Genomic DNA, 20,114 nt, shown 5'->3' on the forward strand with positions numbered 1-20,114 from the left:
ATGATGATGCTACACTTTTAACAAATTGATGTCATGAATGCGGCGAGCCTCATCCCTTTCTTAACATTCACTTCAGCTATCGTTCCAGACTATCAGAGCAATCAATTTTAACCATTATGGCGCACTTGATAATGATTCGCATTTTGTTAGCATGAAACATAGCAAAGGCTATATTTGAGGCAAAAATGAACGACAGTCGCGTTGAAAGCAGCGGTCGCGCTGCGCGCAAACTCCGGTTCGCATTGATGGGCCCGGCGTTCGTTGCTGCCATTGGCTACATCGATCCCGGCAACTTTGCCACTAACATTCAGGCAGGTGCGAGTTTCGGCTATAAGCTGCTGTGGGTGGTGGTATGGGCTAACCTGATGGCAATGCTCATTCAGGTACTGTCCGCCAAACTGGGTATCGCTACCGGAAAAAACCTCGCCGAACAAATTCGCGATCATTACCCGCGTCCCCTGGTGTGGTTTTACTGGGTGCAGGCGGAAATCATCGCCATGGCGACCGATCTGGCGGAATTTATCGGTGCGGCGATAGGGTTTAAGCTGCTTCTTGGCGTCTCGCTGTTACAGGGCGCGGTGCTTACGGGCATCGCCACGTTCCTGATCCTTATGCTGCAACGACGCGGACAAAAACCGCTGGAAAAGGTCATCGGCGGGCTACTGCTGTTTGTGGCGGCGGCTTATATTGTCGAGCTGATCTTCTCACAGCCGAAGCTGGCGGCCCTCGGTAAAGGAATGCTGATCCCAAGTCTGCCGACCACGGAAGCGGTGTTTCTCGCCGCCGGGGTGCTGGGCGCAACGATTATGCCGCACGTTATCTATCTACATTCGTCCCTGACGCAGCATCTGCATGGCGGCAGTCCGCGCGAGCGCTACTCGGCGACCAAATGGGATGTGGCCATCGCCATGACCATTGCGGGCTTCGTTAACCTGGCGATGATGGCGACCGCCGCCGCTGCGTTTCACTTCAGCGGACATACCGGCGTGGCCGATCTCGATGAAGCCTATCTGACGCTTGAACCATTACTGAGTCACGCGGCGGCAACTACGTTTGGTTTGAGCCTGGTGGCGGCAGGTTTGTCGTCAACCGTAGTGGGAACGCTGGCCGGGCAGGTGGTCATGCAGGGCTTTATTCGCTTCCACATTCCCCTGTGGGTGCGCCGCGTCGTCACCATGATGCCGTCATTTATTGTGATCCTGATGGGCCTCGACCCCACCCGCATTCTGGTGATGAGCCAGGTGCTGTTAAGTTTCGGCATTGCGCTTGCGCTGGTCCCGCTGCTGGTCTTCACCAGCAATAAGAAACTGATGGGCGAGTTAGTAAACACGCAACTGGTCAGAACCCTCGGCTGGATTATTGTCGTGCTGGTGGTGGTGCTGAATCTCTGGCTGCTGGTGGGCACCGCGCTGGGGCTGTAAATACGCTACGTCGTGGTAAAGGGAAAAGGTGCTGATGAGAGCGGTCGGGTAAGCGCAGCGCCTACCCGACACAGGAAGGGATTAATGGTGATGGCCGTGACCATGACCGTGGCCGCGAGGACCGCGTCCACGATGGTCATCACGATCGCGCCAGCCTTCACGGTAGCCGCGTTCATAGGCTTTGCGTTTATCCCAGCCGCGATGATAGCCGCGGTCATGTGGACGCCAGCGGTTGTCGCGCCACTGGTAATGGTTATGCCAGTAACCCCGGTCACGCCAGCGGCCGCCGTCCCAGTAGTTACCGTAATTATCCCGATCGCCAATTTGTAATTTAACGGATGGCAACAGGGTGATTTCGCCCGCATTAGCTATCAGCGGTGCAGACGTCAGTAAAATGGCTGCCAGAATCAGTGACCTGAACATAGTTATCTCCTTCACGATCGGGCCGAACGGCCTGTTAACGGTATATTACGAGGCTGTAAAGCCCCGTCGAATCCGCTTAACTCTTAAATCGCAAACGAGAGCATTTTTTGCTAAAAGTGCGGTTAATTTGCGCCGTTCAGAATAGCGTCTATCTGCGCGCATTCCTCTTTGCTGAAATGCCGGTTCGCCAGCATTCCCACCGCATCTTCCAGTTGCGCGATTTTACTGGCACCAATCAGCACCGAGGTCACTTTATCCTCGCGCAGTACCCAGGCCAGCGCCATCTGCGACAGCTTCTGACCGCGCTTTTCCGCCAGGGCGTTAAGCTGACGCACTTTTTCAAGCGTCGCATCGGTCAGTTGATCGGGATTCAGGAAGCGGCTGCCGCTGGCGGCGCGGGAATCTGCCGGAATACCGTGCAGGTAGCGGTCGGTCAACTGACCCCCCGCCAGCGGTGAGAAGGCAATGCTGCCGACGCCTTTTTCCTGGAGCAGATCCAGCAGGCCATCTTCAACCCAGCGCTCAAACATCGAATATTTAGGCTGATGGATTAAGCACGGCGTACCCAGGTCGTTGAGGATATCAATCGCTTCACGCGCCATCTCTGCCGGGTAATTTGACAGTCCGACGTACAGCGCTTTACCCTGACGCACAATGTGATCGAGCGCGCGCATGGTTTCTTTAAGTGGCGTCTGCGGGTCCGGGCGGTGATGATAAAAAATATCCACATACTCCAGCCCCATGCGTTTTAAGCTCTGGTTGAGGCTGGCAATCAGGTATTTACGCGATCCCCAGTCACCGTAAGGTCCGTCCCACATGGTGTACCCGGCTTTGGTCGAGATGATCATCTCGTCGCGCCACGGGCTTAAATCTTCCTGCATAATGCGGCCAAAATTGCGTTCGGCGGAGCCGGGCGGTGGGCCGTAATTATTGGCCAGATCGAAGTGGGTGATCCCCAAATCAAATGCCCGCTGCAAAAGCTGGCGGCTGTTTTCCAGCAGCGTCACATCACCGAAGTTGTGCCACAGACCCAGCGATATGGCAGGCAGTTTTAATCCGCTCTCGCCACAGCGGCGAAATTCCATACTCTGGTAACGTTCAGGATCGGCCTGATAAACCATGCAATTACCCTCAATAGCCCGAAGTGAGAATCTGTGTATACGTTTACACTAGCAACCAGCGGGAAGATTACACCGCCTTTTCCTGTGCGGGGGGAATCTTTGAGACTTTGCTGAAACGGTAAAGTTATTCTGTGATGAAGTTCAATAATCCGTGGGCACTCGTGCTATGGTCATTGTCGTTACAGCGCCTTGAATTTACAGTGTGCCAAAGATTTTTTCTGACTTTAGCGGAGCCGTAAAAGAATGACAAAGTATGCTTTAGTAGGAGACGTAGGTGGCACTAACGCCCGCTTAGCGTTGTGTGACGTCGCCAGCGGCGAAATTTCCCACGCTAAGACCTACTCTGGCCTGGATTATCCCAGTCTGGAAGCGGTGGTGCGCGTTTATCTCGATGAGAAAGGCATCAGCGTGGAAGACGGTAGCATTGCGATTGCCTGCCCGATTACCGGTGACTGGGTGGCAATGACCAACCACACCTGGGCTTTCTCCATTGCCGAAATGCAAAAGAACCTCGGCTTTGCCCATCTGGAAATCATTAACGATTTTACCGCCGTTTCTATGGCAATCCCGATGCTGAAAAAAGAGCATCTGACGCAATTTGGCGGCGGTGAGCCGGTAGAAGGTAAACCGATTGCCGTTTACGGCGCAGGCACCGGTCTTGGCGTCGCGCATCTGGTGCATGTCGATAAGCGCTGGGTGAGCCTGCCGGGTGAAGGCGGTCATGTGGATTTCGCGCCGAACAGCGAAGAAGAGGGGATTATCCTCGAAGAACTGCGCGCTGAAATCGGCCACGTTTCTGCTGAACGTGTGCTCTCCGGCCCGGGCCTGGTTAATCTCTACCGCGCGATTGTGAAATCCGACGGCCGCCTGCCGGAAAACTTACAGCCGAAAGATATCACCGAGCGTGCGCTGGCAGACAGCTGCACTGACTGCCGCCGCGCCCTGTCGCTGTTCTGCGTGATCATGGGACGCTTTGGCGGCAACCTGGCATTAACGCTCGGCACCTTCGGCGGCGTTTATATTGCCGGGGGCATCGTGCCGCGCTTCCTCGACTTCTTCACCGCGTCCGGTTTCCGGGGCGGGTTTGAAGATAAAGGCCGCTTTAAAAGCTACGTGCAGGATATCCCGGTGTATCTGATTGTCCACGACAACCCAGGCCTGCTGGGTGCCGGGGCGCATATCCGCCAGACGCTGGGCTACATCCTGTAAATTTACAGGTGCATGAGCTGGCGAAACTCTTTGACCTTGCTGCGGCTGACCGGGACCTGGAATTCCAGATCCCGCAGTCGCAGAATATAGGTGTTATTAAACCAGGGTTCGATCTCGCGGATCTTATTTAAATTCACGCAGTACGAGCGGTGGCAGCGGAAAAAATGCGCCTGCGGCAGCTTGTTACAAAACTCCGTAATATTCATCGGCATGACGTACGATTCCCGTCGCGTATAAACAAACGTCATTTTTTCATGTGCTTCCGCATAATAAATATCGTGAATGGACGTCACGATAATCCGCTCATCTTTCACCAGGTTAATGGTGTCATTTTCACGCGTTACCGTGCCGGTGGTGCTCAGGGCGGTTTGCTGCTGTGAGGCGGTTTCCAGCTTTTGCAGCATGGTAATAATGCGCGATTCCTGGTACGGCTTGAGAATGTAGTCGAAGGCTTCCAGCTCGAACGCCTCCACCGCATGTTCCTTCCATGCTGTAATAAATACGATAAACGGCTTATGCGCGAACTGACTGATATTTTGCGCCAGCAGCACGCCGTCGAGCGACGGGATATTAATATCCAAAAATATCGCATCGACTTTGTTGTGCTGGAGGAATTTCAGCACGTCCAGCCCGTCGTCAAAGGTGCCGACTATCTCCATCTGGCTGTGTTCTTTAATCAGCCAGCTCAGTTCCTGTTGCGCCAGGATCTCATCTTCAACAATGATGACTTTCATCTTTTCTCTCCTGATCACTGCAACAGCGTGACGGGGGCGGGCAGGGGCGTGCGCTGGTGCGGCACATAAAAGGCGATTTCTGTGCCAGGCTCCAGACGGCGAATATTCAGCCCTTCGCCGTACAGCAGTTTCACCCGGTGATGCACATTGAGCAGGCCGATTTTATTGCCGGGCATTTCGTTGGCTTCCACCCGCGCGATGACTTTCGGATCGATGCCGTTGCCGGTATCGCGCACCGCGATCCGTACCCGGTTTCCGCACTCAGCGACGCTAATGGTCACGACACCTTTTCCCTTGCAGGGCTGAATGCCGTGCACGATGGCATTCTCGACCAGCGGCTGGATCAGGAGACTTGGGATCACGCAGGTGACCTCTTCGTCGATGTCATAAATCACCGTCAGCTTGTCGCCAAATCGCGCCTGTTCAATGGCGATGTAATCTTTGATCTGATACAGCTCTCTTTTGATATCAATCTGCTCATCGTCTTTTAATTCAATGTTGTAGCGCAGATAGCGCGACAGATTGTAGATGAGCTGGCGGGCGGTATCCGGGTTCATGCGAATGGAGGAGGAAATCGCATTCAGCGCGTTAAACAGGAAGTGAGGATTAATTTTACTTTGCAGGGCGCGCAGTTCGGCTTTATTCGCCATCTCCCGTAGCTGCTCCGCGCGGGATACCTCCAGTTGCGTGGAGATAATCTGCGACAGCCCGACCGCCATCTCCTGCAATGACGAGGTGATCTGGTGCGCGTGACAGTAGTAAATCTTCAGCGTGCCGGTCACCACCCCCTTTTCCCACAGCGGGATCACCAGCATAGAGTGGATCTCTGGCGTGCGGTGGGCTTCATCATTGTTTTTAATAATGATTTTACCGGAGTTAATCGCCTCAAAGGTGGTCGGGCTGATGATGTCATCGGAGTCCCGGTAATTATTTTCACCAATCCCCACGTAGGCCAGCACGTGATCGACGTTCGTGATCGCCACCGCATCGGCGTGAATATCACGGCGGATAATGTCGCAGACCTGGCGCAGGGACTCGCTGTTAACGTGGCGAAACAGCGGCAGCGTTTTGTTGGCGATATCCAGTGCCAGTTTCGCCTGCCGCGCGGCGCTGGCTTCCTGCTCGCCTTCCACGCTTTGCACCAGCAAAACGATAAAGCCGATGCATACCGTGCCGAGGATCATCGGAATGCCGATTTTCGAGACGATATCCAGCCCCAGATCCATGGTAGGAGCCCAGGCAACCACCAGGATCATGGTCAGGGATTCGCACAGCATCCCGGCGACAATGCCAATCCGCCAGTGCTGTGCTTTCGGCGTTTTACGGCTGATCCAGCCCGCCATACAGCCCGCGATAATACTGGTAATAAAGCAGGGGATGGCGGTCACACCGCCGATATCAATCAGGTAGCGGTGTATTCCGGCGATGATGCCGGTAATGATGCCCACCCAGGGGCCGAACAAAATCCCGCCGGACATCACCGCAATAATGCGCACATTCACCAGCGAGCCTTCAACAGGCACCCCGGACCAGGTACTGAACAACGCAAACAGGGAGAAGATAGCGGTGACGGCCAGAAGTTCTTTTGGCGAGTGGGCCGTTTTATGCAGCAGTTCGCGAAACAGGCGGATGCGAATCAAAAAGAAGAGGCAGATCAGCATTAACGCCGCCCGGTCAAATACCGCCAGCAGCATGTTAAATATTTCGTGCACGGATAACTCGTGTAAATGGCGTGAAAAAGGGATGATAAAAAATCTGACGCCGGATGACCAGTTAACTTCTGTGTCAATTAAAGAGGAAAAACCCTGTTATCAAAAGGGGATTGTTGCCAGCAGCCCATTGTCTGAAGAAGTTAAACGTAAATAGCGTGGTTGATGTAAAAACAACTTTATCAACACGTTAGCTTTTTTGTTAATTACAGCCAAATAGAGTCCGTTATCTTTAATCCCTGCGAACAGCGCTTCCGCATTTTGCCGCTGGTTAAAATTTTTTCTATTGCCTCTCGACAGCAGGAAAATTTTCGGGCTATGTTCATAGCTCGCCACAACAGTGGCAGCGTCGCTCGGACGGTCCGGGCGCTCACGTTATCCGAGGAATCTATGGCTGAATTCAGTCCTGAACGTCGCTTTACGCGTATCGATCGTCTCCCCCCTTACGTTTTTAACATTACCGCTGAGCTGAAAATGGCTGCGCGTCGGCGCGGCGAAGATATTATCGATTTCAGTATGGGCAACCCTGACGGCCCCACGCCGCCGCATATCGTCGAAAAGCTGTGTACCGTGGCGCAGCGCCCGGATACTCACGGCTACTCCACCTCAAAAGGGATCCCGCGCTTACGCCGGGCGATTTCCCGCTGGTATCAGGATCGCTACGAGGTGGATATCGATCCGGAAACCGAAGCGATTGTGACGATTGGTTCGAAAGAGGGGCTGGCGCATCTGATGCTGGCGACGCTCGATCACGGCGACACGGTGCTGGTGCCGAACCCCAGTTATCCCATTCATATTTATGGGGCGGTGATTGCCGGCGCACAGGTGCGTTCCGTGCCGCTGGTGGAAGGCGTCGATTTCTTTAACGAACTCGAACGCGCCATTCGTGAAAGTTACCCCAAGCCGAAAATGATGATCCTCGGTTTCCCGTCGAACCCTACCGCGCAGTGCGTAGAGCTGGAGTTTTTCGAGAAAGTGGTCGCGCTGGCAAAACGCTACGATGTGCTGGTGGTGCATGACCTCGCCTATGCCGACATCGTGTACGACGGCTGGAAAGCGCCGTCAATTATGCAGGTGCCGGGCGCGCGCGACGTGGCGGTTGAATTCTTCACCCTTTCCAAAAGCTACAACATGGCGGGCTGGCGCATCGGCTTTATGGTCGGTAATAAGACGCTGGTGAATGCGCTGGCGCGCATCAAGAGTTACCACGATTACGGGACGTTTACCCCGCTGCAGGTCGCGGCGATTGCGGCGCTGGAAGGCGATCAGCAGTGCGTGCTTGATATTGCCGCTCAGTATAAACGCCGCCGCGATGTGCTGGTGAAAGGGTTGCACGAGGCGGGCTGGATGGTGGAAATGCCGAAGGCGTCGATGTACGTCTGGGCTAAAATTCCCGATCACTACGCGGCAATGGGCTCGCTGGAGTTTGCCAAAAAACTGCTTAACGACGCGAAAGTGTGCGTTTCGCCGGGGATTGGTTTTGGTGAGTACGGCGATACCCACGTGCGTTTTGCGTTGATTGAAAACCGCGACCGCATCCGTCAGGCGGTAAGGGGCATCAAAGCGATGTTCCGCGCCGACGGGGTACTGCCTGCGCAGTCCTGATCGTTTACTACCCTTTGCCGATAAAAAACAGGAGCCAAAAGGCTCCTGTTTTTTTGCATTAACTTTGCTCAGATCATCAGGGCGAACGTGCCGGCCCAAACAATGACCATTACCGAAATGCCCATAAAAAAATATTTCACGTTTCATCGCTCCGCACACACGCTGTATGCATTATGAACAATCAGGACTGAGTATAGAGAGGTGTCACTCTTTGGTATTCAAAATGAGATTTATCTCCCATTTTGCTAAAGCAGCACCTCAGAATTTCGGGTGTGGGTCACACCAGACGGCGCTAATGTACGCTTAATTTTCAGGGTGTACAAGAGGGGTTTTTCTAAATAGTTTCCGTCACTTAGCGAGTGTCGGGGAACGGCGACAGTTTAATTTCGCCCATCAATTAATCTCCATTGAGCGACGATTTTTCTCTAAGCTAAACCCCCCTTTGTTGCGCTTGATTTGTAAGGTTAAATTGTGCGCAATCTCTCATTTTTGGCCGAGGCATCGAAAACAAAGCGAAAAAGAAGTGACAAAAAAGTGACGATGATTATTGTGCTTTCTTCCACAAAAGCAAAATCCTTCCCGCTGTTTATCCTCGTCGTGCGGCCTTTCGCGGCATCATGAGGGCTGATGTTTTCACTGCAGTAAAAGGGCCGCCCGATGCGTAAAGATGATTTGCTCACCTTCCTGATCAACCAGACCGATTTTTTCGATCCGCACGATGTTAGCGCCATTTTCACCGCCAGCCATCTCGCGGAGCGTTTTGGTCTACAGCGCAATACGGTCAGCCACTACCTCAATCAGCAGGTGGCGCAGGGGGTGCTGATAAAAATCAATACCCGCCCGGTTTACTTCCTGCATAAGGCCAGCTTTGAGCAGCAGTTTTACCCGCTCACGCGAAATGAGTTTGCCAGCATCACCGATTTGCTGGCGGAAAATAACGGCGAGCGCGTACAGCAGGATCATTTTTCGTTGCTGATAGGTCACGAAGGCTCGCTGAAAAAGCCGATTGAACAACTCAAAACTGCGCTTTTTTATCCCGACGGCGGGCTACCGCTGTTGATCACCGGGGACAGCGGCACCGGTAAAAGTTATCTGGCGCATCTGCTGCACGAATACGCCATCGCTCACGGACTGATCGACGCCAGCGCGCCTTTTGTCAGCCTGAACTGCGCCCAGTACGCCAGTAACCCGGAGCTTTTGGCCAGCAACCTGTTCGGCTATGTCAAAGGGGCGTTCACCGGCGCAAGCCAGGATAAAGCCGGGGCGTTCGAGGCGGCAGACGGCGGCATTTTATTTCTTGATGAAGTGCACCGGCTTCATGCGGAAGGGCAGGAGAAACTCTTTACCTGGCTCGACCGGGGCGAAATCTACCGCGTGGGGGAAACCGCCGCCGGGCGGAAGGTGTCGGTACGGCTGATTTTCGCCACCACCGAAGATATTCACAGCACCTTTTTGACCACCTTTATTCGCCGCATTCCCATCCAGGTGGCGCTGCCGGATCTGGAAAGCCGCAGCCGCAAAGAGAAAGAGGCGCTGATCCTGCAATTCTTCTGGCTGGAAGCCAAAAAGGTCGGACTTGGCCTGCGCATCAGCCCGCGCCTGCTCTCTGTGCTGACGCACTATGTTTTTCGCGGCAATGTGGGCGAGCTTAAAAACGTCGTCAAATATGTGGTGGCGTCTGCGTTTGCCAAACAGGGCGGGGGAGAGACGCTGACGGTATCCATTCACGATCTGCCGGAGTCGGTGATGGCGCAACTCTCCGTACTCAACGAGGCAGCGAGCGGCTATAACGAGGAGATTGTGCTCAATGAAAACACCCGCCTGCCGTGGTTGCTTCAGGCTCAGAACGCCACCCAGAACCTGATTCACGATGTTCAGTTGAACGTACTGACGCTATTTGAACACTATCGCCAGGCGCACTCCTCGTGGGATGACGTTGAGCAGCGTATCGGCCAGGAGATCGAAAACCTGTTCGATCGCCTGATCTTCGATAATCAGGACCAGGCCAGCTCGCAGATGCTGCTGCTGGTGACAAGCCAGGTGCGGGAAGAATTTTATCGCCTGGAAAAAAGCTACAACGTGCAGTTTAACGGCAACTGTATTTACGCCATCGGGCACTATCTGGTGCATCGTTCCAGCCTTGAGCCGTCGCGCTTAAACGTCGATCTCTGCAAACTTCTGGATCACTTTTTAGCGCAGAAATATCCGCTGCTGACGCTATTTTGCGAGGAGGTGCTGGCCTCGCTCACCCGGCGGCTGGATCTGCGTATTCAGCCCATGGATCGGGTTTTACTGCTGCTCTGGCTCAACAAAACCGGCGTCCAGGCCAGCCAGTTAATTACCAAAGCGGTCATTCTGGCCCACGGTTATGCCACTGCGAGCAGCATCGCCAACGTGGCCAACCGGCTGTTAAAACAGACCGTATATGAATCCTTTGATATGCCGCTCGACGTCACGCCGGAAGCCATCGCCCGGCAGGTCACGGAGTACGTGGAGCGCAATAGCCAGGCCAGCAGTCTGGTGATTCTGGTGGATATGGGATCGCTCAATGACATTCATCAGTATTTCAGCCGCCAGGTGACGATGCCGGTGGTGATCATCAACAACGTCTCCACGCGTATGGCGCTGTATGTGGGGGAGCGCATTTTGCAGGGCGATTATCTGGAAACCATCGCCGATGCAATCGCCGCCGATCTGCCCATTGAGCACAACATCATCTGGCCTGAACTGAACAAACCCAAAGCGATTATTACCACCTGCGCCACCGGTATCGGCGCTGCCAGCAATTTAAGCAGCCTGTTAAAAGCGAGCATTCCGCAGGAACTGGGCATTGAAGTGGTGGCGTATGAATATGACACCCTGGCGGAAAACAAACGCCGGGAGCCGATTTTCTCGCGCTTTGAGGTGCTGGCGCTGATCGGCACCCTCGATCCGGGCATTCCGGATGTGCCGTATATCTCGCTGGATACGCTGATTTCCGGGCAGGGTAACGACACGCTTTTAGCGCTGTTTGGCGCGATTACATCCACGGAAAACATCACCCTGATTAACGAGCGGATCGTTAAAAACTTCTCCCTGCGACGGGTAATTGAATCGGTCACGATCCTTGATACCAGCAAAGTGATTAATCAGGTGGAGCAATTTCTGACCCGCTACCAGCATCTGACCGCGATTGCGGTGCCGAACGATCGCAAGGTGGCGCTCTATATTCACGTCAGTTGCCTGATTGAGCGTCTCATCCGCCAGGCGGCCATTCAGACCTATTCAGGCGCACGCTTGCAGTGTCAACGAAATCACCTCCCGGCGCTGCGCGAAGCCTTTAGTGTCATTGAGGCCAGTTATAGTGTCAAAATCCCCGAAGCGGAGCTGTTTTATATCCACGATATTCTGCATCTGGAAACAGAATTTCTTCAGTACGATCAACAGTTTTAATCTTTCTGCCTCCTGAAAAATCCCGACGCCGCCCTGTGCCACTATTTCTGGCACGGCGGTTGCAATTTCCCTGTTAACAGGTGGAATTTATTTCGAGGTCAGGATGAAACGACACTATATCTTTGCCAGTCACGGCACCTTTGCTACCGGTATTCTCAATTCCGTCGAATTGATTCTCGGCAAGCAAAATAATATCCATACGCTTTGTGCCTATATTGGCGACAACGACGATTTAACCGAGCAGGTTAATCATCTGATGGCCTCATTTCCGGCCCAGGACGAACTGGTGGTCATCACCGATATTTTTGCCGGCAGCGTGAATAACGAATTTATCCGTTTTATTACGCGCCCCGGTTTTCATCTGATCGCCGGACTTAATTTGCCGCTGATTATTGAAATGCTGATTGCCCCCCAGGATGAAGCATTACCGTTACTGATTACCGACTCCCTGAGTAATGCCCGCGAGAGCATTCAGTATTGCAATAAAACGCTGGATGCCGCGTTGCTGGCAGATAAAGACTTTTAACCGAGGACATTAAAATGATAACACTCCTGCGCGTTGACCACCGTTTACTCCATGGACAGGTGGCATTTTCCTGGACCCAGTATATCGGTGCCGACTGCATCTTAATTGCCAACGATGCGGTAATGAATGACGAGTTACGTAAAACCACCATCAAACTTGCGAAACCCCCGGCGGTAAAACTGGTCATGAAAAATATTGATGACGCCATTGCCGCCATCAAAAGCGGCGTCACCGATAAATATAAATTGTTTATCGTGGTGGAATCCGTTCAGGACGCCTGGCGTCTGGCCAGCGCAGTACCAGAAATAAAGAGCATTAATTTAGGCGGTATTAAAGCCAAAGAGGGGAGCCAGAATATTTCGAAGGCAATAAATGTCCTGCCAGAGGAAATTGCCTTACTGAATGAACTGGTGAAAGCGGGTACGGAAGTGGAAATCCGGCAGGTGCCTAACGACAGAAAACAATTATTTACCGAGTGTTTTTAATGTGAGGGACACATTATGTTAGAAGCATTATTGCTGGGGCTGGTGGCCTTTATTGCCCAGTCCGAATACGCCTTAGGCACATCCTTAATTTCCCGCCCGATTGTCACCGGTTTACTCACCGGGCTGGTATTAGGCGATGTGCAAACCGGCGTCATTATGGGGGCGACGCTTGAGCTGGCATTTATCGGCTCTTTCTCCGTCGGCGCATCCATTCCACCCGATGTGGTCACAGGCGGTATTCTCGGCGTGGCCTTTGCCATCACCTCCGGGGCAGGCACGGAAACCGCGCTGCTGCTGGGCTTACCCATCGCCACCCTGACGCTGGTGTTAAAAAATATCTACCTTGGGCTGTTTATCCCGACGCTTAACCAGAAGGCCGATGCCTATGCTGACCGGGCCGACACGCGCGGCATAGAGCGTATGCATCTGATCGCCGGATTTGGCCTGTCGCTAATGCTGGCCACCGTGGTCACCGTCTCGTTCCTGGTGGGCAGCGGTGCGGTGAAAAGCCTGCTGGATGCCATTCCTGAGTTCATCAAACACGGGCTGAGCGTCGCCACCGGCATCATCCCTGCGCTCGGCTTTGCGATGCTGGCTCGCCTGTTAATCAACAAAAAAGTCGCACCTTACTTCTTCCTCGGATTTGTGCTGATGGCCTATCTGAAAATCCCGGTCACCGGCATCGCCATTTTAGGCGCGATTACGGCGGTAGTGATGGTGAACGTAATGCAATTTTCTTCCCCCCGCCCGTCTGCGGCGCAAGGAGTCCAGAATGACGATGAAGACGATTTCTGAGGAAACTCAGGTGGCCGACGACGCCGCAAACACCATTACCGATAAAGAATTGCGCAGTGTGTTCTGGCGCTCATTCCAGATGGAGTTTTCCTGGAACTACGAGCGGCAGATGAACCTGGCGTTTGTTTACGCGATGATCCCGGTGCTGAAAAAACTCTACACCCGTAAAGAAGATCTGGCCTGCGCGCTCAAGCGTCATCTGGTGTTCTTTAACACCACGCCGCATATCGTGACGCTGATCCTCGGCATTACGGCGGCCATGGAAGAGAAAAACAGTCAGTCAAAGGGAATGGATGCGGCATCCGTTGACAGCGTAAAAGCCTCGCTGATGGGGCCGCTGGCGGGGCTCGGGGACTCCTTCTTCTGGGGAACGCTGCGGCTTATCGCCACCGGTATCGGCACCAGCCTTGCGCTGAAGGGCAATATCCTCGGGCCGATCCTGTTCCTGCTGGTGTTTAACGTCCCGCATCTGCTGGTGCGTTATCTGTTTACCCGCTGGGGTTACGTGCTCGGCACCGGTGTCCTGCAACGGATCCAGAAAAGCGGAATGATGGAGAGCCTGACCTACGGCGCGTCGATTATCGGCCTGATGGTAGTGGGCGCGATGACCGCTTCGATGATCAATATCACCATCCCGGTGACTTTCGGAACGGGCGAAGCGAAAACGCAGGTGCAGGACATTATTAACGACATCATGCCGTCGCTGTTACCGCTGCTCAGCTTTGGCATCGTCTACTGGCTGCTGGGTAAAAAAGTGAAGCCGTTAGCCATTCTCGGCGGCATGGCGGTGGTCGGCATTGCCGGTTCGTGGATTGGGTTATTCTGAGGAGAAAAAGATGTCAACGATGTTGGATTATATTGACCAGGAATCAGAGACGCTGGCGGCGATATTAAAGTCATACCCTGAAAAACTGGCGCAATTAACAGATTATGCTGCCGGTAAACCGGTAAATAAAATCATGATCCTCGCCACCGGATCATCGTATAACGCCGCGCTGTGCGCCCGCTATTATTTCGAAGAGCGCTTCGGCATTCTGGTGGATATTAAAGAGCCGTATAACTTTACCCATTATGAACGCGTCGATCCGGCGACGGATCTGGTGATTGCGGTATCCCAGAGCGGTAAAAGCGCCTCCACGCTTGCGGCGATGAAAAAGGTGCAGGCGCTGGCTATTCCGGTTTTTTGCCTGACCTCCAGCCCGCAAAGCCCGGCGGCGTTACAGGCCGACGGCATTCTGGATATCAATACTGGTATTGAAAGCGTCGGTTTTGTGACGCGCGGTTTCAGCGCCACGGTGCTTAATCTGCTGTTAATCGCGCTGATCGTGGCTGAAAAGCGCGGGCTGATGTCGCCAGCGGAAAAGGCGGCGGCGCTTGCCGACCTTAGCGCGGTGGCCCTGGCGATACCGGGCGTAATTGAGAAAACCAACGCCTTTATTGCCCGGCATCAGGCGCATTTTATTCAGGCCTCGCGCTTTGTGGCGATTGGCTACGGCGCGCTGGTCGGGGTGGCGAAAGAGTTTGAAACCAAGTTCACCGAAACCGTGCGCCTGCCGTCCAGCGGCTTCGAGCTGGAGGCGTATATGCATGGCCCGTACCTTGAGGCTAATACTCGTCATACGCTGTTTTTTATTGAGGATGACGTCCATACCCGCACCCGCGCGCTACGGGATTATATGCAGCCTGCTGTCGATGCGGTATTTACCGTCACGCTTGCCGCGGATAATCACGAGGCCAATAAGCTGGCGCTGGATTTTACAGCCGACCATAACTTTGCGCCGCTGTTATTAATTGTGCCTTTTCAATTAATGGCGTTCCATATTGCCACCGCAAAAGGAACCGATTTAAGCGTGCGTATTTTTGATGATTTCGACCGTGTATTAAAAAGCAAGATTTAATTCCTTTTCAGGAGAATAACTATGTTAGGTTTTAATCAGGACGAGTACCTGACCAGTGCTCGCGATATTATCGCTGCGCGTCAAAAAGCTGAGCAGGTTGCTGAGAATATTCACGAGCAAGGCTTCAGTAATATTTTCTTCGCCTCCGTTGGTGGCTCACTGGCACCGATGATGGCAATGCAGGAATTCGCCAAAGAAATAACTGCGCTACCGGTTTATACCGAACAGGCCGCCGAATTAATCTGCAAAGGAAATAAAAAACTCACTAAAGAGTCGGTGGTGATCACGCTGTCAAAATCGGGTGATACCAAAGAGTCGGTGGCGATTGCCGAGTGGTGCAAAGCGCAGGGCATTCGGGTGGTGGCGATCACCAAAAACGCCGACTCACCGCTGGCTGCGGCGGCAACCTGGCATATTCCGATGCAGCATAAAAACGGCGTGGAATATGAGTACATGCTGCTGTACTGGCTGTTCTTCCGCCTGGTGGCGCTTAACGGTGAATTTAGCGGTTATGACCGTTTTGCCCGCCAGCTTGAATTACTGCCGGAAAACCTGCTCCAGGCCAAACGCCAGTTTAACGATCGCGCCGACGAGATTGCCCGTCGCTACCACACCTCCGATTACATGATGTGGATTGGCGGCGCGGAGATGTGGGGCGAGGTGTATCTGTTCTCAATGTGCATCCTGGAAGAGATGCAGTGGAAGCGCACCAAATCCGTCAGCTCTGCGGAGTTCTTCCACGGCACGCTGGAACTGCTGGAAAAAGAGGTCCCGCTGTTTCTGGTGAAAGGGGAAGGCAAGTGCCGCGCGCTCGACGATCGCATCGAAGCGTTTGCCAGTAAAATCACCGATCACCTGGTGGTGATCGACCCACGCGAGTTTGCACTCACCGGCATTGATGACGAATTCCGCTGGATCATGGCCCCGTGCGTGGCTTCCACGGTGCTGGTGGACCGGCTCGCCGCCCACTTTGAGCATTACACCGGCCACAGCCTGGATATCCGCCGTTATTACCGGCAGTTTGATTATTGATTAACGTTGCCCGGCGGCGCAGGCTTGCCGGGCACAACAACGCCCGCTCAACTTTTCCCGTCCATTTTCCCTGTCATGACGACACTCCCCAAATTCTCGCTGTTTTGTAACAAAGTCCCTCTTCGCCCCGTTGCCGTTTGCAGTCTCATCGGGGACAGCTACCTTTAAACTTTACATAAGCTTTACAATCGATACGTCACCTACAGACATCCCGCGCTTTTTGCCGCTGAGGACAAGGGAGTGAACGTACATGACTGGTTTAAGGAAGCAAAATGAGCCTGCAAAAATGTACCCTGATTTACGACGGTAAAGCCCTTGTCGGGCCAGCCGACGTTCCCCTTATCGACTTTCTTGAAGCCTGCAACATCACTCTGCCTCATGTCTGTTACCACCCGTCGCTTACGCCGTTGCAAACCTGCGACGTCTGCTGGGTGGAACAGGATGGCGCGCTGGTGCGCGGCTGCACGCTGCGAAGTGCAGAAGGGATGATTATTAACAGCGCCACCGAACACGGGCGTGCGGCGCGGGAGGAGGGCATGGATCGCCTGCTGGCGAAGCATGAACTCTACTGCACCGTCTGCGAGCACAATACCGGCGACTGTACGCTGCATAACACCATGGTGGATATGCACATTCCCATTCAGCGCTATCCCTTCGAGCGTAAGCCTTATGTAAAAGATCACTCCAACCCGTTTTACACCTACGATCCCGACCAGTGCATCCTGTGCGGTCGCTGCGTGGAGGCCTGTCAGAATGTGGAAGTGAACGAGACGCTGAGCATTGATTACACCCAGGAGCACCCGCGCGTGCTGTGGGATGGTGGCACGCAGATTGCCGGTTCCAGTTGCGTAAGCTGCGGTCACTGCGTCACGGTTTGCCCCTGCAACGCGCTGCTGGAAAAATCGATGCAGCCCGATGCCGGGCCGTTTACCTCCATGCGCCAGTCGCTAAAACGCCCGCTGATCGACGTGATAAAAACGCTGGAAAATTCCACGGGTGCGGAAATCATCTCCGGTATCTCGGTCATCGATACCCATCTGCGCCAGCAGGAGATCAAACGCACCAAGACGGTTTGCACCTACTGCGGTGTGGGATGCAGCTTCGAGATGTGGACGCGTGACCGCCATCTGCTGAAAGTTCAGCCGGTCGTTGATGCCCCGGTCAACGGCATCTCCACCTGCGTGAAGGGCAAGTTCGCGTGGGATTTTATCAACAGCCCGGAACGGCTCACCACGCCGCTTATCCGTGAAAACGATCGCTTCCGTCCCGCTAGCTGGGATGAAGCGCTGACGCTGATTGCCCAGCGCCTGCTGGTCATCCGCGATGAATCGGGGCCGGACAGCATCGGTTTTATCGGTTCCAGTAAAGGCAGCAATGAAGAAGCCTACCTGACGCAAAAAATTGCTCGTCTGATTATCGGCACCAACAGCGTCGATAACTCCTCGCGCTACTGCCAGAACCCCGCGACGGAAGGGCTGTTCAGAACCGTCGGCTACGGCGGCGATGCGGGCACGATTAAGGATCTGGAGCAGGCGGAGCTGATCGTGATTGTGGGCAGCAACACCGCGGAAAACCACCCGGTGATCGCCTCGCGGTTAAAATCGGCGAAAAAGCATCACGGGCAAAAACTGCTGGTTATCGATCCGCGTCGTCATGAGATGGCCGAGCGCGCCGATTTGCACTTGCGCATCCATCCCGGCACCGATCTGGTCTGGGCCTCGGCGATGTCCCGCTACATGTTTGATAACGGCTACGCTGACGACGCATTCCTTTCCGCGCGGGTCAACGATGTGGAAGCCTATCGCCAGTCGCTCGCGCCTTTTACCCTCGACTACGCGGCGCAAATTACCGGTCTGCCGGAGGCCGATCTGCGCGAGGCGGCGGAGCTGATCGGCCGCGCGGGGAGCGTGTGCATCATGTGGGCGATGGGCATCACCCAGCACAGCCACGGCGCTGACACCAGCACCGCGCTCTCGAATTTACTGCTGGTGACCGGCAACTACGGACGGCCTGGCACCGGCGGCTACCCGATGCGCGGTCACAACAACGTGCAGGGCGCGAGTGATTTCGGCTGCCTGAAGAATTTCTATCCGGGCTACGAGTCGGTGAGCGATCCAGCCGTGCGCGAGAAATGGGCGCGCGCCTGGGGCGTTGCGCCGGAAAAACTCTCCCTTGAGGTGGGCGAGGATAACTTCATGATGGTCAAGCTGGCGCGCAGCGGCGAGCTTCGCGCGATGTATGTCATTGGCGAGGAGACGGCGTTTTCCGATGCGGATACCACCAGCGTGCATGAGGGCTTTACTAACCTGGATTTCCTGGTCGTGCAGGATCTCTTCCTCAGCCGCACCGCGCAGTTTGCCGACGTGGTGCTGCCGGGCTGCCCGAGCGTGGAAAAAGAGGGCTCGTTCGTGAATACCGAGCGACGCATTCAGCGGTTTTATCCGGTGATGCCGCCGCTGGGCGACAGCCGCCCCGACTGGCTGATCCTCACTCAGCTTGCCGCCAGAATGGGCTACGACTGGGGTTACACCCATCCGGGAGAGATCATGGCGGAGGCGGCGGGCATCGCCGAGAGTTTCGCGGGCGTCAGCTACGCGCGGCTCGACGGCTGGAAGTCGCAGGTCTGGCCCGTCAGCGCCGACGGAACCAGCACGCCGCTGCTCTATACCGACAAATTTAAATTCCCGGACGGGCGCGCCCGGCTCTACCCGTTAAGCTGGCAGCCGCCTGCGGAGGAGGCTGACGCGGAATTCGACCTGATCCTCAACAATGGACGGATGCTGGAACATTTCCAGTCCACTAACCAGAGCGGTAAGGGCGGGCGAACCACCAGTCTTTCTCCCGACTGGTACGTGGAAATCAGTCCTGAACTGGCGGCCGGACGCAGCCTGAACGAAGGCGACTGGGTCCGGCTCAGTTCCCGCCGGGGAGCGATTGACCTGCCTGTCGTGGTCACTGACCGGGTGCAGGGAAAAGTGCTCTTTGTCTCCATTCATCAGGGCAAACCGGGAATTAATCTGCTCACCGGCGAGCATCACGATCCGGCGGTGAATACCCCGGCCTACAAAGAGATCGCCATCCGGATGGAGCCACTGGCGCGGCCTGCGCACCCCGGCCCGTTACCGGCGCACAATTTCCGTCACGGCAAGCGCACTCCGATCGAAAAAGTCCCGGTCGAAGAGAAATGGCAGCGTGATGATTACCTTGAACCGCCCGCAACCGAACCACATCCGGAGAGATTCTGATGGCTAAATCGATAGAGTATCAGCCGGAACCGGCAAAAATCGGGCCTGACGCCCGCGAAGAACTGGACCGCCTGCTGGAAACGCTGCACCAGCACGGCGTCCTGCGCCTGATGAACGATCTGGTGGCGGCCAACAACGAGGTGGCGCAGGTGCTGGTGAAGGGGCTACAGCGCGAGGGTACGCTGAATGTCATCCAGAATATCTCGGTGATCATCATGGCGCTCTCCTCGCTGCCGCCTGAGCGTGTCTACAAGCTGGCGTTCGGCCTGCGGGATATGGCCGATGCCCTGAGCACGCCTGCTCAGCATGAGTCGCAGGCCGCGCCCGGGGTGCAGGGCGTATGGAAGATGTTGCAGGATGAGGATCTGTGGCGCTCTTTAACGCCGGTGCTCAACGGGCTGAAGGCGTTTTCCCGCCGCATGGATGAGCAGGTGGACAAGCCGATTTCGTCATTTACCGGCAAACCCAGCGACGCCTGA

Annotated in this window: 17 protein-coding genes; 12 read left to right on the forward strand and 5 right to left on the reverse strand. The window is 54.8% G+C overall.

Annotated elements, in window-relative coordinates; translation table 11 throughout:
- The first annotated feature begins 185 nt into the window (after nt 1-185).
- On the forward strand, nt 186-1,421 hold the full coding sequence (locus BM373_RS00760; RefSeq protein WP_090458309.1) for an Nramp family divalent metal transporter: 1,236 nt from the start codon (nt 186-188) through the stop codon (nt 1,419-1,421).
- A gap of 81 nt (nt 1,422-1,502) precedes the next feature.
- Here the strand turns inward: BM373_RS00760 and BM373_RS00765 are convergent, their stop codons facing one another.
- Complete coding sequence (locus BM373_RS00765) at nt 1,503-1,844, reverse strand: DUF2502 domain-containing protein (protein ID WP_090458311.1); 342 nt, start codon at nt 1,842-1,844, stop codon at nt 1,503-1,505.
- Nucleotides 1,845-1,966: 122 nt separating this feature from the next.
- Nucleotides 1,967-2,965, reverse strand: coding sequence for an L-glyceraldehyde 3-phosphate reductase (mgrA, locus tag BM373_RS00770; protein WP_090458314.1), 999 nt, complete (start codon nt 2,963-2,965; stop codon nt 1,967-1,969).
- A 243-nt stretch (nt 2,966-3,208) separates the two neighbouring features.
- Between mgrA and glk the strand changes: the two genes are divergently transcribed.
- A complete protein-coding gene (gene glk / locus BM373_RS00775; protein ID WP_090458316.1) occupies nt 3,209-4,174 on the forward strand; it encodes a glucokinase in 966 nt (321 codons plus the stop codon).
- 2 nt (nt 4,175-4,176) lie between these two features.
- Here glk and BM373_RS00780 read toward each other — a convergent pair whose 3' ends face one another.
- Entirely contained in the window at nt 4,177-4,908 is a 732-nt protein-coding gene (locus BM373_RS00780; RefSeq protein ID WP_090458318.1) for a LytR/AlgR family response regulator transcription factor, read from the reverse strand.
- 14 nt (nt 4,909-4,922) lie between these two features.
- A complete protein-coding gene (locus tag BM373_RS00785; RefSeq protein WP_090458320.1) occupies nt 4,923-6,620 on the reverse strand; it encodes a sensor histidine kinase in 1,698 nt (565 codons plus the stop codon).
- Between the two features lie 387 nt (nt 6,621-7,007).
- On the opposite strand from BM373_RS00785, the gene alaC reads away from it, so the two are divergent.
- Nucleotides 7,008-8,222 carry an alanine transaminase gene (gene alaC / locus BM373_RS00790; RefSeq protein ID WP_090458323.1) on the forward strand — a complete coding sequence of 405 codons (1,215 nt, stop codon included), beginning with the start codon at nt 7,008-7,010 and terminating at the stop codon, nt 8,220-8,222.
- A gap of 68 nt (nt 8,223-8,290) precedes the next feature.
- On the opposite strand, the gene ypdK is transcribed toward alaC, so the two are convergent.
- The gene (ypdK, locus tag BM373_RS21340; protein ID WP_099458783.1) at nt 8,291-8,362 is read right to left on the reverse strand and encodes a membrane protein YpdK; all 72 of its coding nucleotides are present in this window, start codon (nt 8,360-8,362) and stop codon (nt 8,291-8,293) included.
- Nucleotides 8,363-8,879: 517 nt separating this feature from the next.
- Here ypdK and BM373_RS00795 point away from each other — a divergent pair.
- From BM373_RS00795 to BM373_RS00835, 9 genes are all read left to right on the forward strand, one after another.
- Nucleotides 8,880-11,654 carry a sigma-54-dependent transcriptional regulator gene (locus BM373_RS00795; protein WP_090458325.1) on the forward strand — a complete coding sequence of 925 codons (2,775 nt, stop codon included), beginning with the start codon at nt 8,880-8,882 and terminating at the stop codon, nt 11,652-11,654.
- A gap of 103 nt (nt 11,655-11,757) precedes the next feature.
- Nucleotides 11,758-12,180 (forward strand): PTS sugar transporter subunit IIA, encoded by a 423-nt coding sequence (locus tag BM373_RS00800; protein ID WP_090458328.1) that lies wholly within the window; start codon nt 11,758-11,760, stop codon nt 12,178-12,180.
- 14 nt (nt 12,181-12,194) lie between these two features.
- Complete coding sequence (locus BM373_RS00805) at nt 12,195-12,665, forward strand: PTS sugar transporter subunit IIB (RefSeq protein WP_090458331.1); 471 nt, start codon at nt 12,195-12,197, stop codon at nt 12,663-12,665.
- A gap of 15 nt (nt 12,666-12,680) precedes the next feature.
- Nucleotides 12,681-13,460 (forward strand): PTS mannose/fructose/sorbose/N-acetylgalactosamine transporter subunit IIC, encoded by a 780-nt coding sequence (locus BM373_RS00810; RefSeq protein ID WP_090458333.1) that lies wholly within the window; start codon nt 12,681-12,683, stop codon nt 13,458-13,460.
- Nucleotides 13,438-14,286, forward strand: a complete 849-nt coding sequence (locus BM373_RS00815; protein WP_090458335.1) for a PTS system mannose/fructose/sorbose family transporter subunit IID — start codon at nt 13,438-13,440, stop codon at nt 14,284-14,286. The genes BM373_RS00810 and BM373_RS00815 overlap by 23 nt, the downstream gene beginning before the upstream one ends.
- Before the next feature lie 10 nt (nt 14,287-14,296).
- Complete coding sequence (locus BM373_RS00820; protein ID WP_090458337.1) at nt 14,297-15,358, forward strand: SIS domain-containing protein; 1,062 nt, start codon at nt 14,297-14,299, stop codon at nt 15,356-15,358.
- A gap of 21 nt (nt 15,359-15,379) precedes the next feature.
- Complete coding sequence (locus tag BM373_RS00825; protein ID WP_090458339.1) at nt 15,380-16,390, forward strand: SIS domain-containing protein; 1,011 nt, start codon at nt 15,380-15,382, stop codon at nt 16,388-16,390.
- A gap of 272 nt (nt 16,391-16,662) precedes the next feature.
- The gene (gene fdhF / locus BM373_RS00830; RefSeq protein ID WP_090458342.1) at nt 16,663-19,635 is read left to right on the forward strand and encodes a formate dehydrogenase subunit alpha; all 2,973 of its coding nucleotides are present in this window, start codon (nt 16,663-16,665) and stop codon (nt 19,633-19,635) included.
- Nucleotides 19,635-20,114 (forward strand): helical membrane plugin domain-containing protein, encoded by a 480-nt coding sequence (locus BM373_RS00835; RefSeq protein ID WP_090458344.1) that lies wholly within the window; start codon nt 19,635-19,637, stop codon nt 20,112-20,114. The genes fdhF and BM373_RS00835 overlap by 1 nt, the downstream gene beginning before the upstream one ends.

Origin of the sequence: Enterobacter sp. kpr-6 (genome assembly GCF_900116015.1) — a bacterium.
GTDB lineage: Bacteria > Pseudomonadota > Gammaproteobacteria > Enterobacterales > Enterobacteriaceae > Enterobacter_D.